Origin of the sequence: Vibrio harveyi (assembly GCF_030060435.1) — a bacterium.
GTDB classification, from domain to species: Bacteria; Pseudomonadota; Gammaproteobacteria; order Enterobacterales; family Vibrionaceae; genus Vibrio; species Vibrio harveyi.
The window spans coordinates 2,262,679-2,278,820 of sequence record NZ_CP125875.1; the positions used below are offsets into that span (position 1 = coordinate 2,262,679).

A 16,142-nucleotide genomic window follows, 5' to 3' on the forward strand; every position below is an offset into this window, starting at 1 on the left:
TAGGTATTTTTTATCTTTTTTTAGGAGAGTTATTTCATCAAATTGAGTAAGTCTTGCTCAGTTTGAATCTCAATTCCAAGTTCTTGAGCTTTAGCTAGCTTAGAACCGGCATTTTCTCCAGCAAACAAAATATCTGTTTTCTTCGAAACACTACCAGTTACTTTTGCGCCTAAATTCTGTAGTGCTTCTTTCGCCTCTGAACGACCTAACTGAGAAAGCGTACCGGTTAACACCACGGTTTTACCTTCCAAAGGTAATTCGACCCCTTCCTGTGGTGTGGCGATTTCTGGCCAGTGAATGCCCTGCGCCAGTAGGTCTTGTACAACCGCTTGGTTTTTCTCTTCGCTGAAGAAAGTGGTAATGTGTTTTGCTACGACCACACCAATATCTTGAACCTCAACCAACTGCTCTTCTGTTGCTTGCTCAATGATTTCAAGATTCTTGAAATGTTGTGCAAGGTTTGCAGCTGTAGCTTCACCGACTTCTCGGATACCAAGTGAGTACAAGAAACGTGGCAATGTTGTTAGTTTTGATTTCTCAAGAGCATTAACAACGTTGGTTGCCGATTTCGGTCCCATTCGTTCCAAGACCGTCAGTACGCCTGCAGAAAGCTTGAACAGGTCAGCTGGTGTTTCGACCATCTCACGATCAACCAATTGTTCAATGACCTTCTCGCCCAATCCGTCTACATCTAGCGCCTTACGAGACACAAAGTGTTTTAACGCTTCTTTACGTTGAGCCTGACATACTAAACCACCAGTACAACGTGTAACGGCTTCACCTTCGATACGTTCAACATGAGAGCCACATACCGGACAAGCATTGGGGAATAGGATCTCGCGCGCCGTTTCTGAGCGACGTTCTTTGATAACAGAGACAACTTGCGGAATCACATCACCAGCACGACGAATCACTACTTGATCACCTACCATCACTTGTAAACGTTCAATCTCGTCTGCGTTGTGAAGAGTTGCATTACTTACCGTGACACCACCAACAAATACTGGCTCAAGCTTAGCTACTGGCGTAATGGCACCTGTACGGCCAACTTGGAACTCCACATCATTTAGCGTGGTAATTTCTTCTTGCGCAGGGAATTTATACGCGATTGCCCAACGAGGAGCACGAGCAACAAAACCCAAACGCTCTTGAATTGCAATATCATCAACTTTAATGACGACGCCATCAATTTCATACGCCAAAGCTTCACGACGGTTAAGAATGTCTTGGTAGTAGGCTTTTACCTCTTCCAAGTTATCGACTCGCTTGGTTTCAGGGCACATTGGTAAGCCCCAAGATTTGATTTGTAAGAATCGCTCGTAGTGGCTGTTTGCTAACGTAGCACCTTCAACAACGCCAACGCTGTAAGCATAAAAGCTCAATGGACGCGAAGCGGTAATACGTGAATCTAGTTGACGCAGACTGCCCGCCGCCGCGTTACGTGGGTTAACAAAAACTTTCTCGCCTTTTTGACGAGCGATCTCGTTAAGTTTGTCAAAACCCGCTTTTGGCATAAAGACTTCACCACGAACTTCTAGACGTGTTGGCCAGTCTTTACCCTGCAGCTTTAATGGAATTGCGCTGATGGTACGTACATTTTCCGTGATGTTTTCACCAGTAGTACCATCACCACGTGTCGCAGCCTGGACCAAGACACCATCTTCGTACAATAGACTTACAGCCAAACCGTCAAGCTTAGGCTCACAGCAGTACTGTTTGATGGTATGACCGACAACGCGATCTTGAGCGCGTTTATGAAAACCATCCAGTTCCGTATCATCAAAAGCGTTATCCAACGATAGCATCGGCACTTCATGAGTAACTTGGCTGAACTCAGACAGTGGCTGACCTCCTACGCGTTGACTTGGAGAGTCGACGGTAACCAGTTCTGGGTGTTCGGCTTCAATATCCAATAATTCACGCATCATACGATCGTATTCTGCATCTGGAATCTCTGGGTTATCTTCCACGTAGTAACGAACCGCGTGGTAATGCAACGACTCTTTTAGCTCTTCTAGTCGCTGATGTACTGATTCAGACATATTAAAGCCCCGTGTATATTCATTAATGAGGTTGGGAATCTAAGAAAAAGGGCTCCTAACGGAGCCCTATCATTATTTGGTGTTAAGGTTATGCGTTAGCAGCATTAAACTCAACTATTTGACGTCGATATGATGCTAATCGATCAGGTGTCATCAGGTTACGTTGATCATCCAGTACGTTCCCCCCCATATCGTCCGCGACTTGCTGTGCAATACGCAGCATAAGGTTGAAGTTTTGGTCTGCTTCACCATAGCAAGGGAGAGTCATAAAGAAGGAAATACCTTTCGTTGAAAACTCTGCTGGGTCACCGTGCTCTAACGTACCCGGCTGCATCATGTTTGCAACACTGAATAACACTTTACCATTGCCAGACAAGTCCACATGACGATGGAAGATATTCATTTCACCGTAAATCAAACCGTTTTGCTGAAGGCTATCGAATAGCTTAGTACCAATAAATGGCTCTTCGCCTGCACAGTGCACATTTAACACAATCACTTGCATTTCTGGCTCTGGCTTCGGCTCTTCAACCGCTACCTCTGTCATTACAGGCGCAATCTCTACTTCTGCCGATTCTGGTACCACCGTTGTTTCAAATACCGGTTCGATAATTTCTTCTTTTTCCGCGATAGTTTCGTTTTCAGCAAAAGTGTCTACTGACTCTTGTAAAACTGGCTCTACCACGTCTTCTTCTGTTTTTGTCGCAACAAAAGCTGGGATTTCTTGCTCTTCTTTATGCTCTTTCTCTTCTTTTACATCAAGAACATCATCGATCAGAGGATCAGAAGCGAATTTATTATCAAATGAATTCTCCATCCCAAAGTCTGGCTCTTTGCGATCTTTACGGATGATTTCGAAGTCGTCTTCTGGAGCAGGAGCAAAATCACGCTCTTGTTCTGGAGACTCTTTATCCTCTTGGTCAACATCCAACTTACCAAGCGGCTTGTTACCAAATTTTGCTTTGCCTTCTTTTTTGCTTGTCCACAGACCATGAAATAGCAATGCGGCGATGGCTAATGCGCCAACAACAATGAGTACGAATCGCAATTCCTGCATTATTTACTCTCAATCTACTTGTTCTACTACTCGCACATCCTTGAGCAGTAACCCAAGTGCAATAAATCCGAATGATGCTTTTACTTTACCAAAACTATATGTAGGTTTAGAACAACTTAATGCAAGAAGTTCGGTTTTTTGTTGTGATTCTTGCCACGATTCCACTTTACAAGACCCAAAATGTTAGGGCATTGAAAGAAAACCATCCACAGGTACAATGAGTTTTCACTTACACGAAACAAAATAGATATGAAGTTGAATAATCAGCCTAGAACCGGATTCGGTTACTTCCTATATGGGATTCAAATAGCACTCTCTCCGGAGATCCGTCGCTTTGTGGTTTTGCCATTACTTGCCAACGTATTACTCGTGGGTGGCGCGATTTTCTATCTATTCTCCCATCTCGATGTTTGGATCCAGAACTGGATTGGTCAGTTACCAGATTTTCTCTCTTGGCTTACCTACATATTATGGCCAATATTGGTGTTAACTATTCTCGCCACATTCTCTTATTTCTTTAGTACATTAGCTAACTTCATCGCCGCACCATTCAATGGTTTACTCGCTGAAAAAGTCGAAGAGTCCTTAACGGGTCAAAAAGTGAATGATGATGGCATGGCTGCGGTTATAAAAGATGTCCCTCGCGTGCTAGCACGAGAATGGCGAAAATTGCTTTATGTCCTACCAAAAGCGATTGGCTTGTTTCTTCTTCTGTTGATCCCTGCACTCGGGCAAACGGTTGGACCTTTCTTGTGGTTCATCTTCACCGCTTGGATGCTTGCTATCCAGTACTGTGACTATCCGTTTGATAACCATAAAGTGTCTTTCAACGAGATGCGTTACAAATTGAAACAAAAGCAAGGGAAAGCCTATGGCTTTGGAGTGTTGGTTTCGGTGTTTACCACGATTCCAATTCTTAACCTAATTGTTATGCCTGTTGCTGTCTGCGGTGCAACTGCAATGTGGGTGAACGAATTTAAGCATCAACAATAACTCACACTTTCATTCGATACGGGGAGGTTTTAGACGCCTCCCCTTTCATTTTGCTCAATTCTCGACCAACCTCATAAGATATAACTTTTTAATCCTTTTCCCTTTTTTTGAGACCGCATATTCTTCTACTCATATTCACAATATCGTGTAATGAAGGAACATCACTATGAGCAAGATCTACGAAGACAACTCTCTTACTATCGGTAACACACCTCTTGTTCGCTTGAATAAAGTGAGCAAAGGTAAAGTTTTGGCGAAAATCGAAGCGCGTAACCCAAGCTTCAGTGTTAAGTGCCGTATTGGTGCGAACATGATTTGGGAAGCAGAAAAGGCAGGTACTCTTAAGCCGGGCGTTGAGCTAGTTGAGCCAACCAGTGGTAACACAGGTGTTGCACTTGCATTCGTAGCAGCCGCTCGCGGTTACAAGCTCACTCTGACAATGCCAGAATCAATGAGCCTTGAGCGTCGTAAGCTTCTTAAAGCGCTAGGTGCAAACCTAGAACTAACAGAAGCAGCAAAAGGTATGAAAGGCGCGATCGCTAAAGCGGAAGAAATCGTTGCAAGCAATCCAGACAAATACCTTCTTCTACAGCAGTTCAACAACCCTGCCAACCCAGAGATTCACGAGAAGACAACTGGTCCAGAAATCTGGGAAGCAACAGACGGTGAAATCGATGTATTCGTAGCAGGTGTAGGTACAGGCGGTACCATCACAGGCACAAGCCGCTACATCAAAGGTGAGAAAGGCAAAGCCATCACATCTGTTGCAGTAGAGCCAGCAGAATCACCAGTAATTGCGCAAGCGCTAGCAGGTGAAGAAATCCAACCAGCGCCTCACAAAATCCAAGGTATTGGTGCAGGTTTCATCCCTGGTAACTTAGATTTAGAACTTCTAGACCGTGTTGAGCAAGTGACTTCTGAAGAAGCGATCGAGATGGCTCGTCGCCTAATGGAAGAAGAAGGCATCCTAGCTGGCATCTCATCAGGTGCAGCAGTCGTTGCAGCAAACCGACTCGCGGAACTTCCTGAATTTGAAGGAAAAACAATCGTAACAGTTCTACCAAGCTCTGGTGAACGTTACCTAAGTACAGCACTATTTGCTGGTATCTTTACCGAGAAAGAGAACCAACAGTAATATGTGGTCAAATCAATTTTTCGTTTAAAAAAGCCCCGTTCAGGGGCTTTTTTGTTGATCCCTGCCCCACCTTTGGTAATATCAGGGTGTTTTATTTTTAGGTTCAAAATAAAGAATCTAAACCAAAAAGGTTTCAGTGTAATTACGCACGCAAACAGTTGCGTAATTACCAAACTTTTGACTAGTATCAGTTCTGACACGCTTTGAACTCTCCCGTGCTAGCGCACAAGGTGTAAAGCAGTTAAGCTAAAACTTAGTCACAAACTAACAAAAAAATACATTTATTGGGGTATATCACATGTACGAGAAGCAAGTAGAAATCACAGCAGAAAACGGTCTTCACACTCGTCCAGCTGCACAGTTCGTTAAAGAAGCTAAAGCATTCGACGCGGACATCACTGTGACTTCTAACGGTAAAAGCGCTAGCGCTAAGAGCCTATTCAAGCTACAAACACTAGGCCTAGTAAAAGGTACTCTAGTAACTATCTCAGCTGAAGGCCCACAAGCTCAGCAAGCAGTTGACCACCTAGTTGCTCTAATGGACCAACTACACTAATTCGGTCTCCTATTTCAGAAGCCATTTTGTGAAAGCAAAATGGCTTCGTTGGAAATAGACTCAAAACTAAGCTAAAACTATTCGTTAGCGCACCCATTATTCTCCCGTTTTATAAAGTTGACCAACTTAAGGTAAGGCTATGATTTCAGGCATCCTAGCATCTCCTGGTATTGCAATCGGTAAAGCACTACTACTTCAAGAAGATGAAATTGTCCTAAACACAAACACTATTTCTGATGATCAAGTAGAAGCAGAAGTTGCACGTTTCTTTGACGCTCGTAACAAATCTTCTGCTCAACTAGAAACTATCAAGCAAAAAGCGCTTGAAACGTTTGGCGAAGAAAAAGAAGCGATCTTTGAAGGTCACATCATGCTTCTTGAAGACGAAGAGCTAGAAGAAGAAATCCTAGCACTTATCAAAAACGACAAAATGTCTGCTGACCACGCGATCCACTCTGTGATCGAAGAGCAAGCAACGGCTCTTGAGTCTCTAGACGACGAATACCTGAAAGAACGTGCAACTGACATCCGTGATATCGGTTCTCGTTTCGTTAAGAACGCTCTAGGTATCAACATCGTTTCTCTAAGCGATATTGATCAAGAAGTTATCCTAGTAGCTTACGACCTAACGCCATCTGAAACTGCGCAGATCAACCTAGACTACGTTCTTGGTTTTGCTTGTGACATCGGTGGTCGCACTTCTCACACTTCAATCATGGCTCGCTCTCTTGAGCTTCCAGCTATCGTTGGTACTAACGACATCACTAAGCAAGTTAAGAACGGCGACATGCTGATTCTTGATGCGATGAACAACAAGATCGTTATCAACCCATCTGACGCTGAGCTAGAAGAAGCAAAAGCAGTTAAAGCTGCATTCCTTGCTGAAAAAGAAGAGCTAGCTAAGCTAAAAGACCTACACGCAGAAACAACTGACGGTCACCGCGTAGAAGTTTGCGGTAACATCGGTACTGTTAAAGACTGTGACGGTATCATCCGTAACGGTGGTGAAGGTGTTGGTCTGTACCGTACTGAATTCCTATTCATGGACCGTGACGCACTTCCAACTGAAGAAGAGCAATACCAAGCTTACAAAGAAGTTGCTGAAGCAATGAACGGTCACGCTGTGATCATCCGTACTATGGATATCGGCGGCGACAAAGATCTTCCATACATGGATCTTCCAAAAGAGATGAACCCGTTCCTAGGCTGGCGTGCAGTACGTATCAGCTTGGATCGTCGTGAAATCCTACGTGACCAGCTACGTGGTATCCTACGTGCATCTGCACACGGTAAACTGCGTATCATGTTCCCAATGATCATCTCTGTTGAAGAAATCCGTGAGCTTAAGAAAGCGATCGAAGAGTACAAAGCAGAACTACGCGCTGAAGGTCATGCATTCGACGAAAACATCGAAATCGGTGTAATGGTTGAGACTCCAGCTGCAGCAGCTATCGCGCACCACCTAGCGAAGGAAGTATCTTTCTTCTCTATCGGTACAAATGACCTAACTCAGTACACACTAGCGGTTGACCGTGGTAACGAGATGATTTCTCACCTATACAACCCACTATCACCAGCTGTACTTACTGTGATTAAGCAAGTTATCGACGCTTCTCACGCTGAAGGTAAGTGGACTGGTATGTGTGGTGAGCTAGCAGGTGATGAGCGTGCAACACTTCTACTTCTAGGTATGGGTCTAGACGAGTTCTCAATGAGCGGCATCTCTATCCCTAAAGTGAAGAAAGTTATCCGTAACTCTAACTTCGCAGAAGTGAAAGCAATGGCTGAAGAAGCACTTTCTCTACCAACAGCAGCAGAAATTGAAGCAGTTGTAGAAAAGTTCATTGCAGAGAAAACTCAATAATCAACTAATTCCAATGAGATAGGCGGTTAAAAAAAGTCGTCTATCTCGAAAGATTGGTATACTATAATTCGACAGAATTAAATAAAACGTTAGGAGCATGACACAATGGGTCTGTTTGACAAACTTAAGAAGCTAGTATCTGACGACAGCGCTGACGCAGGTGCAATCGAAATCATCGCACCACTTTCTGGTGAGATCGTGAACATTGAAGATGTGCCAGATGTTGTTTTCGCTGAGAAAATCGTTGGTGATGGTATTGCTATCAAACCTGCTGGTAACAAAATGGTAGCTCCTGTAAACGGTACTATCGGTAAGATCTTCGAAACGAACCACGCGTTCTCTATCGAGTCTGACGACGGTGTTGAGCTTTTCGTTCACTTCGGTATCGATACTGTTGAACTTAAAGGCGAAGGCTTCAAGCGTATCGCTGAAGAAGGTCAAACTGTTAAAGCTGGCGACACTGTAATTGAATTCGACCTAGCTCTTCTAGAAGAGAAAGCGAAATCAACGCTAACTCCAGTTGTTATCTCTAACATGGACGAAATCAAAGAGCTAAACAAGCTTTCTGGTTCTGTTACTGTTGGTGAAACTCCAGTTCTACGTGTAACTAAGTAATTTTTACTTAGCTGAACACGAAAAAAACGCTGCCATTGGCAGCGTTTTTTATTACCTGAAACTTTTGTTCCTGAGCGATATTCATCGCTGCAACCCGCTCAACTGAGCAAGCCAAGTGCCGAGCTCGGTCTCTGCTTCGCTTGGGCTAATAATGCGGTAGTCGCATCTTGCAGCACTTGTGACCGTACCATCTCCGTCGACTCACGAGCAAAATCAGTATCGCGTATCCGCCCTTTTGATTCGGTCACACTCCGGTTCACCGTGTTAAGGTTATCCATCGTGCCGCTAACCCGGTTTTGGAAGCCACCTATTTCACTTCGATGCGAATCAACATACTTAATTGCCGCATCAATCACTCCAATCGAAAGCTGTGCCCCACCAACAGTCGACATATCGATGTCGTCCATTGTGATGAGCCCATCAGCAGTAACATCAAGCTCATCCGCCAAACTACCCTCTAACGTTACACCTTCAGGTGCATTCAGCGTCGAGGCAAAGAATTGCAGTTCATTGTTTTCAGTCACTGAGGCACTCACTATCGATTGCTGTGCATTGATGTAAGTGGCAACCTGCTCGATGCGATCTCCTAGTTTGAGCCCAATAGATTCTGTTTGGGTTTGCCCTTTACTGTCTTGGTATTCAAATTTAAGGGTTTGATTATCTTTAGTGACTCGCCAATCTTTACCGACTGCATCACCAACATAATGCTGCCCTCCCATCTCCGGGATGTGACTGCGCATATTTCGCAGTGTCAGAGAGATAGAGTTGGCATTCGCACCAATATGGAAGCTTTGCGAGCCGTAAGAACCATCAAACAGGTTTTTATCTGCAAATGTCGTCGTGATCGCGACACGATCAAGCTCATCTTGCAGCGCTACGACCTCGTATTGAATACTTTGCCGATCACTTGAGTCATTACTGCCGTTTGCCGCTTGAAGCCCCAGAGAGCGCAAGCGTTGCAATATATCACTGCTCTCATGCAGAGCGCCTTCTGCGGTTTGTGCCACCGAATACGCATCGTGCGCATTTCTCAAGGCGACATCAAGCCCTCTCGTTTGGACATTAAGAGTATTGGAGATTTGCAGACCTGCAGCATCATCACTGGCGGAATTAATCCGATAACCCGAGGTGAGGTTTCGCTGAGACTCTATGTTTTGCTCAGCCGCATGACTGAGATGTCGCTGCGTCATCATCGCAGTGACATTGGTATTTAAAGAGACCATCTAATCGATACAAACTCCTTGTCACCTATCCTATTCGGTGTCCCTAATGCGTGATTCGAATATGCAAAAAGCCAGGGATGAACCTGGCTTTTGTATCGCGTCGTATTAGGTTGATTAACCTAGTAGGCTTAGCGCTGAGTTAGGCGCTTGTTTCGCTTGCGCAAGGATTGAGCTTGACGCTTGCGATAGAATTTGTGACTTAGTCATTTGAGTTGTTTCTTTCGCGAAGTCGGTATCTTTAATACGGCTCTTCGACGCGTTCACGTTCTCGTTGATGTTGTCCAAGTTGCTGATTGCGTGGTTGAAACGGTTTTGGAAAGCACCTAGCTCTGCACGGTGGCTATCTACGTATTTCAACGCCGCATCAATGATAGCGACAGATTCTTGTGCGCCACCTACTGATGTTACATCGATGGTATCAACCGTTACTTTCTTACCATCGCTTAGACCTAACTCACCAGAAAGACCGCCAGAAAACTCTACTTCGCCTTCAACTTTGTTGTTACCAGCGAAAACTTGCAGTTTACCGTCTTGGTCTACTGATGCTTTTACTAGGTCTGTTTGACCGTTGATGTAAGTCGCAAGCTCTTCGATATCGTCACCCGCTTTTGCGCTGATGTTGATTTCTTGCTCTTTACCGAAGCTGTCTGTCAGACTGATTTTCAGGTCGTTTTTGCCCGCTTCAACACCCCAGTCTTTATCTTTGCCTTTTTCAGCTTGGTAGCTCACGCCGCCCATCATTTGGTTGTCAGAGCGCATGTCTTTTAGGTTTAGCATCACGGCTTCACCGTTGTCCGCACCAATTTGGAAAGACTGAGTACCGTAAGTACCGTTAAGTAGACGGTTACCACCGAATGATGTTGTTTCAGCGATACGGTTTAGTTCGTCGTTTAGTGCCGTTACTTCTTCTTGAATCGCAACACGCTCAGACTTTGAGTTAGAGCCGTTCGCTGATTGAAGAGATAGGTCACGCATACGTTGTAGGATGTTGGTTGTCTCGTTCATTGCACCTTCTGCTGTTTGTGCAATCGAGATACCGTCGTTCGCGTTACGAACAGCTACATCCAAGCCACGGCTTTGTACGTTCAAGCGGTTCGAGATTTGAAGGCCCGCAGCGTCATCTTTCGCGCTGTTGATTTTGAAACCTGAAGACAAACGTTCCATTGAAGTTTGTTGTGCTGAGTTTGCGTTGTTTAGGTAACGCTGAGCGGTCATCGCTGATACGTTAGTGTTTACATTCACTGCCATGGTGATTTCTCCAATTGATTTTCCGATGTAGCGGTTTCCGACGTCTCGGAAAACCAAGTAGTTCTCTCAAAGTTACTTCTATTAACGACTCGGATTTCAGAAGCTTTAGGAAAAAATAAAAAAAAGTGAATTAGCGAGATTTGGCTAGAAAAATTGGAGAAAAGTAGAAAAAAGCGCTCAAGTTTCTTAGATTTACGCCGAGCGGAATATTTTGTACATAAAACAACCAAAAGCGAATAAAAGCAGTCAGTTAGAGCGGTATCAGTAAGGAGATTTGCTGGAAGATAGAAAAGAAAAAGCCCCTTTTCCTTTGAGAGAACCGGGGCTAGGTTGGTAGCCAGAGCCTATGTGGAGATCAAGAGAAATGAACACATATCCGACACACCGGGTGCAACCTTACATTGAAAATGATTGGCAGGTGAGAGATGAGAGAGCCGCACATTCTATTATAAAGTTGCTTGCCAAAAGCCTGCATTCCCATCCACGTCTGAATGTATTGAGTACAGGCTAGGTAAACTACTGCAATAGTGACATCGCAGAGTTTGGCAATTGTTTCGCTTGAGCAAGAATCGAAGTACCTGCTTGTTGCAAAATTTGCGCTTTGGTCATTTGCGTTGTTTCTTTCGCAAAGTCCGTATCTTTAATTCGGCTGTTAGACGCATCGACGTTTTCTTGGATGTTTGCCAAGTTGTTGATGCTGTGGCTTAGACGGTTTTGCTTCGCACCTAGGTCTGCACGTTGTGAATCAACATACTTAAGTGCTGAATCCAATACTGAAATCGCGTTTTGAGAACCTTGCACGGTTGTCATATCGATGTCTTGTACTGATGTACGTACTGGCTCGTCACTTAAACCCAAATCAGAAGCTAGACCACCAGAGATTGAAATCTCACCTTGAACGTTCGGGTGCGCTACAAATACTTGCAGCTTGCCGTCTTCACTCACCGATGCGTTAATCATATCAGATTGGCCGTTGATGTACGTTGCCAACTCTTCAATATCATCGCCTGCTTTCGCATTGATGCTGATTTCTAGATCATCTGGGTTGCCATCTTCATCTTCACCCATACCTGGTAGTGTGATTTTTAGATCTGCTTTAGCAGGATCAACACCCCAGTTTTTGTCTTTGCCATTCTCAGAGAAGAAAGTCACACCGCCCATACGTTGGTCATCCGCACGGATGCTTGTTAGGGCCATGATCATTGCTTCACCAGAGCTTGAACCAATTTGGAATGCTGCTTCACCAAACGAACCGTTCAATAGACGACGACCACCAAATGATGTCGTTTCTGCGATACGGTTTAGTTCATCCGTCAACGCTGATGACTCTTCGTTGATCGCCTGACGCTCAGCCGGAGAGTTAGTACCGTTTGAAGATTGGATCGCCAAGTCACGCATACGTTGCATTACTGACGTCGCTTCGTTCATCGCACCTTCCGCCGTTTGGGCAATCGAGATACCGTCGTTTGCGTTACGCATTGCCACATCTAGACCACGAGACTGAGCCGTTAGACGGTTAGAGATCTGTAGACCTGCTGCGTCGTCTTTTGCACTGTTAATCTTGTGACCAGATGAAAGACGTTCCATCGAAGTATTAAGTTCGTTGGTCGCCTTGTTTAAATAACGCTGCGCGGTCATCGCGGAGACGTTAGTACTAACTGTTACAGCCATTTTGCTCTCCTTTTGAGTTCGCAAGCTTTTGCGAAGCGGCCAGCTTTACTCTCATTTGGATAAGCACTGACCGTAAAAATTACTTGCTAAATCTGCCTATATGGCAGGGTTTAGAATCTCGTAAGTCTGTTCTGACAACATCAATACAATTTGTGTGCCAACTTGAATTTAATAACTCACTCTTTTAAAAACGAGCAAATAAACAACAAGTTAGTTCAGCAATGAAAGGGCGTATTCGCCTTTTCCTTCTGCTGAGTTACGTTATCAGCCAGTTGTTGATCTATTGCCGCTTGATTTGCCGCGAACCTCATTGCCGCTTTCGGTAAAATCGTGCCGCTTGGCTCGCGTTACTCGGCATTTTCCGTTGATTTCTCGCGCTTAAGGCTTTGCACATAAGGCATTAAAATTACGGATTAAAGGCGTTACTCTTCCATTCAGATGCTATGGGCATCTCGCTAGGTTTCAGCAGCGCTAGATCGAATTAAGTGTCGCTAAATATAGTTAAATAGCGTTAGGTCTTTGGTTTTACCAAAAGCCTGTTGCGAGGCTTGCAGTGCACGTGAGTTCTCGCTGAACTCGATGACCGCCTTGGAATAATCCAAATCCTCAAAATTGCTCTTCGCTTTCGCCAGAGACAAATTAAAATCTTCGTGGTTTTGCTCTTGAATATCGAGCGTGCTCAACTTAGCACCCAAATCGGTTCTTACTTTGTTCATGTGAACAAATGCCGCTTGGAATTCTTCTGTCATTTGATGCAGCTTCGCGGTCGCCGAAGCGTCTGATACTGAGCTTTCCGACCATTGCATAGTTTCTCTAAACGCATCAAAAATACTAAAGGTCTGGCGTGGCTCTAACGTAATGCTGTCGCCAGCCGATACTTGACCTTTAAGCTGAATATTCACGCCTTCGTATTTGATGCCATCAACAGGTGAATAATCATCAACCTGCACGATGCTGCCATCTTTTTCTAACTGATAACCAAACTTGCCGTTACTCATATCCACAAAGGTCACTTTGTAGTTTGAGTTATCTTCTGACGCACTCGTTGCTTGACCAAGCAACAACTCAGAGCCTTCTTGTAAATCGTATTGTGGTTCGAAATCACCAAACGGATTCGGGATCTCTGAAAACAAGTGGTTACCCGGGTAATTGATACCTAGCTCAATATTGCTCGCAATCTTCATCTTGCGTTGGTAATCATCGCCGGTGTACACAACACTACCATCGTTATCTCTAAAAAACGGCTGAGTTTTCGGCTTAGTACCGGCAAAAACGTAGTTACCTGATTCATCTTGAGTGTTCACTAGCGCCAAGAAGTTATTGGCAATCTCTTCAAGCTCGCGCTTTTTCGCGGCACGGTCTTCTGGAGAGTAAGCACCGTTGATCATTTCCATCGAAATACGCTTCGATTCATCGGTGAACTCTTCAGCATTGGCAATCACGACCTCTTGGTTTTCTAGTCGGTTACGAACCAGAACGATTGCATCAAGGTACTGCTTTAGCTGTTCTTCTTGTTGACCAATACTCTGTATGTAGTGCGTCGCCAACGGGTTATCGCTCGGCTTGGTCAACTGCTTACCAGAAGCAAGTTGCTCCTGATTGTGGTGAACTTTGTTTTCCTGACGGCGCAAATCGTTTTGCACCGACTGGTAGTTATGGAAGCTGGAAATTCGAGTTAACATCTACGGCCTCCTGTTATCGCAATTGCAAGATGGTGTTGAAGGTGTCATTTGCCGCCTGCATCACACGAGAAGAGGCCATATACGCCTGTTGGAACTTCATCATGTTTGCCGCTTCTTCATCGAGGTTTACCCCCGAGATCGACGCCACTCGCTCTTGCGCTGCTTCACTTTCTAATTGAGCAACATCGGCTAAGCGACTTGCAGTGGATGTCTTCAAACCCACATCTGTGTTCAAGTTGTAGTAAAGACTAACCAGAGTCGACTCATTGCCGTTCATCTTCTTGTCGGTTTGAATGTTCAGCATCTTACGTAAGTTGCCGTTATCACCTTCAGAAGGCACAAGGTTAGCCGTAAACTTATCGTTAGGTAGTGCACCACTCGTGAGCTCAAATACCGTCGCGCCACCGTTTTTATAACCAGGATGGTTACTTGGTAGGCTTACCGACACAGGTCCAGTTGGAGGGTATGGCTGCGGAGCCATAAGCACATTGCCTTTGGTGTCCGTAACAGCAAATTGATCGCCGGTAGGAGAAACCACTACCTCAAACTCTCGTAAGTCACCTGCGTCAACGATTTCAAACTTCGCGTTGCCTTGAGCGAATGTGGTTGACGCTTCATAGCTTTGCGCTGCAATGGCTTTTGGGTCGTTGGTTTCAACTTTTATTTGTGCCGCACTGCTGCGCGTTGGGCGAAGTAAAATGTGCTCACCGACTTTAGGTTCATTGCGCACTTCCACTCGCATACCATCAAGATAGAACGCATTCCCTGAATCGGTGTTCAGCTTAACGGTTTCACCATTCGGCTTCGTCACACTGTAGCTGTCGCCATCGTAACGAAGCGAATACTCACCGCCTTTCAGCGCACTAATGTCGTTGATGTATACCGCCATATCAGCAGTAGATTGAGGTCCGGCTACTACACGAGATTTCGCTAACGGCTCTGAGTTCACATCGGTAAACAAAGGGTCACCGACATTGCCGTAGTGGTCCAAACCTTGTGATTGCAAGTGGTTCACTTCACTTGAAAAAGCAACCGATAGGCGACCAAGTTCATCCATCACTTGAGGGATGTGCTCGTCGCGCATTTTCAATAGTGCCCCAATTTTGCCGTCAATATCGTCCGATTTGATCGCTTTAATGCCGCCACCTTCAACCATAGCAAGACGACGTTCATGGACGTCAGGAAAGCCATCAATCATCTTCAGCTGGCTAGCTTCCGTGCCTGAAACAAGCGTATGTCCGTTACCAATATGCACATTGAAACCTTCAGCATTTTTTCGCGGGGTCACGGTAACTTTGGTGTATTCAGACAGCTCTTTAATCAGCTTTTCATGTTGGTCCATCAAATCGTTATGAGGACCTGGGGTTCGCATCATCAATCGATGAACATCGCGGATCTCAACGGCAAGTTGGTTCACGCGTTCAATGCCCATATCCAGTGACTTATTCGTCACATCGGATTGCTGACGTACGGTTTCGTGGAATTCGTTTAAGGTATCGCTAAGCAGTTTGGCTTTTTCCAACACTACTTTACGCGCCCCCATGTCATTGGGAGTGTCCGCCATGGTTTTCACAGCATCAAACCATTCGTTCATGTTCTCTGGGATCTTTTTCGATGCCACAGAAGACAACATGCCAGACAGCAAATCGAGGTTCTTTTCGTTATCTAGCTTATTGGCGTAGTTGGTGGTGGACAAATTAAGCTCTTTAACGGCAAATTCATCCCATGAGCGGCGAACATTTTCCACATGCACGCCCATGCCGTAGGTAGAGCCGCCAAATTGGCGTGGGTCATTGGTGCCTTGGATAACAGACTGACGGCTGTAACCCTCTGTATTAGCATTAGAAATGTTATGACCAGTCGTATTCAACTGTCGCTGAGCAGTAAGCACACTTTGTGTACCCACATTCAACAGATCTGACGCCATACATGCCCCCAAAAACGAAATAAAATCGGTATTGACCGATCACCTAGTTAGCATTTAGCAAAAGATGTGCCAGTTTAGAAAAGAAAGAGAAACCTAGGAAAAAAGAAAGGCTTGCACCATAGCAAGCCT

12 protein-coding genes are annotated in these 16,142 nt (G+C 44.9%); 5 read left to right on the plus strand and 7 right to left on the minus strand.

Annotated features, from left to right (window positions below; all coding sequences use genetic code 11):
- Nucleotides 1-29: 29 nt before the first annotated feature.
- Both ligA and zipA read right to left on the minus strand, forming a co-directional pair.
- Nucleotides 30-2,042 (minus strand): NAD-dependent DNA ligase LigA, encoded by a 2,013-nt coding sequence (gene ligA / locus QMY49_RS10745; protein ID WP_283311453.1) that lies wholly within the window; start codon nucleotides 2,040-2,042, stop codon nucleotides 30-32.
- A gap of 88 nt (nucleotides 2,043-2,130) precedes the next feature.
- Entirely contained in the window at nucleotides 2,131-3,099 is a 969-nt protein-coding gene (zipA, locus tag QMY49_RS10750; protein ID WP_005451545.1) for a cell division protein ZipA, read from the minus strand.
- Nucleotides 3,100-3,348: 249 nt separating this feature from the next.
- Between zipA and cysZ the strand changes: the two genes are divergently transcribed.
- From cysZ to crr, 5 genes are all read left to right on the plus strand, one after another.
- Nucleotides 3,349-4,092, plus strand: coding sequence for a sulfate transporter CysZ (gene cysZ / locus QMY49_RS10755; protein WP_005451544.1), 744 nt, complete (start codon nucleotides 3,349-3,351; stop codon nucleotides 4,090-4,092).
- A gap of 166 nt (nucleotides 4,093-4,258) precedes the next feature.
- Nucleotides 4,259-5,227, plus strand: coding sequence for a cysteine synthase A (gene cysK, locus QMY49_RS10760; RefSeq protein ID WP_005436896.1), 969 nt, complete (start codon nucleotides 4,259-4,261; stop codon nucleotides 5,225-5,227).
- A gap of 298 nt (nucleotides 5,228-5,525) precedes the next feature.
- Entirely contained in the window at nucleotides 5,526-5,783 is a 258-nt protein-coding gene (locus QMY49_RS10765; protein ID WP_005436894.1) for an HPr family phosphocarrier protein, read from the plus strand.
- Between the two features lie 139 nt (nucleotides 5,784-5,922).
- A complete protein-coding gene (gene ptsI / locus QMY49_RS10770) occupies nucleotides 5,923-7,647 on the plus strand; it encodes a phosphoenolpyruvate-protein phosphotransferase PtsI (protein WP_017818939.1) in 1,725 nt (574 codons plus the stop codon).
- A 105-nt stretch (nucleotides 7,648-7,752) separates the two neighbouring features.
- A complete protein-coding gene (gene crr / locus QMY49_RS10775; protein ID WP_005425608.1) occupies nucleotides 7,753-8,262 on the plus strand; it encodes a PTS glucose transporter subunit IIA in 510 nt (169 codons plus the stop codon).
- Between the two features lie 98 nt (nucleotides 8,263-8,360).
- Here the strand turns inward: crr and QMY49_RS10780 are convergent, their stop codons facing one another.
- The 5 genes from QMY49_RS10780 to flgK all read right to left on the minus strand — a co-directional run bounded on the left by QMY49_RS10780 (nucleotide 8,361) and on the right by flgK (nucleotide 16,013).
- Nucleotides 8,361-9,485 (minus strand): flagellin, encoded by a 1,125-nt coding sequence (locus QMY49_RS10780; protein WP_283311460.1) that lies wholly within the window; start codon nucleotides 9,483-9,485, stop codon nucleotides 8,361-8,363.
- 114 nt (nucleotides 9,486-9,599) lie between these two features.
- Nucleotides 9,600-10,733 (minus strand): flagellin, encoded by a 1,134-nt coding sequence (locus QMY49_RS10785; RefSeq protein ID WP_005447265.1) that lies wholly within the window; start codon nucleotides 10,731-10,733, stop codon nucleotides 9,600-9,602.
- A gap of 516 nt (nucleotides 10,734-11,249) precedes the next feature.
- Nucleotides 11,250-12,404, minus strand: coding sequence for a flagellin (locus QMY49_RS10790; RefSeq protein ID WP_283311464.1), 1,155 nt, complete (start codon nucleotides 12,402-12,404; stop codon nucleotides 11,250-11,252).
- A gap of 491 nt (nucleotides 12,405-12,895) precedes the next feature.
- Nucleotides 12,896-14,086 (minus strand): flagellar hook-associated protein FlgL, encoded by a 1,191-nt coding sequence (gene flgL / locus QMY49_RS10795; protein WP_005449187.1) that lies wholly within the window; start codon nucleotides 14,084-14,086, stop codon nucleotides 12,896-12,898.
- Between the two features lie 13 nt (nucleotides 14,087-14,099).
- Nucleotides 14,100-16,013, minus strand: a complete 1,914-nt coding sequence (gene flgK / locus QMY49_RS10800; RefSeq protein WP_005449189.1) for a flagellar hook-associated protein FlgK — start codon at nucleotides 16,011-16,013, stop codon at nucleotides 14,100-14,102.
- Nucleotides 16,014-16,142 lie beyond the last annotated feature (129 nt).

Coding starts and splice junctions, on each gene's coding strand:
- ligA (WP_283311453.1), bottom strand. CDS start 2,042: ATGTCTGAATCAGTACATCAGCGACTAGAAGAGCTAAAAGAGTCGTTG.
- zipA (WP_005451545.1), bottom strand. CDS start 3,099: ATGCAGGAATTGCGATTCGTACTCATTGTTGTTGGCGCATTAGCCATC.
- cysZ (WP_005451544.1), top strand. CDS start 3,349: ATGAAGTTGAATAATCAGCCTAGAACCGGATTCGGTTACTTCCTATAT.
- cysK (WP_005436896.1), top strand. CDS start 4,259: ATGAGCAAGATCTACGAAGACAACTCTCTTACTATCGGTAACACACCT.
- QMY49_RS10765 (WP_005436894.1), top strand. CDS start 5,526: ATGTACGAGAAGCAAGTAGAAATCACAGCAGAAAACGGTCTTCACACT.
- ptsI (WP_017818939.1), top strand. CDS start 5,923: ATGATTTCAGGCATCCTAGCATCTCCTGGTATTGCAATCGGTAAAGCA.
- crr (WP_005425608.1), top strand. CDS start 7,753: ATGGGTCTGTTTGACAAACTTAAGAAGCTAGTATCTGACGACAGCGCT.
- QMY49_RS10780 (WP_283311460.1), bottom strand. CDS start 9,485: ATGGTCTCTTTAAATACCAATGTCACTGCGATGATGACGCAGCGACAT.
- QMY49_RS10785 (WP_005447265.1), bottom strand. CDS start 10,733: ATGGCAGTGAATGTAAACACTAACGTATCAGCGATGACCGCTCAGCGT.
- QMY49_RS10790 (WP_283311464.1), bottom strand. CDS start 12,404: ATGGCTGTAACAGTTAGTACTAACGTCTCCGCGATGACCGCGCAGCGT.
- flgL (WP_005449187.1), bottom strand. CDS start 14,086: ATGTTAACTCGAATTTCCAGCTTCCATAACTACCAGTCGGTGCAAAAC.
- flgK (WP_005449189.1), bottom strand. CDS start 16,013: ATGGCGTCAGATCTGTTGAATGTGGGTACACAAAGTGTGCTTACTGCT.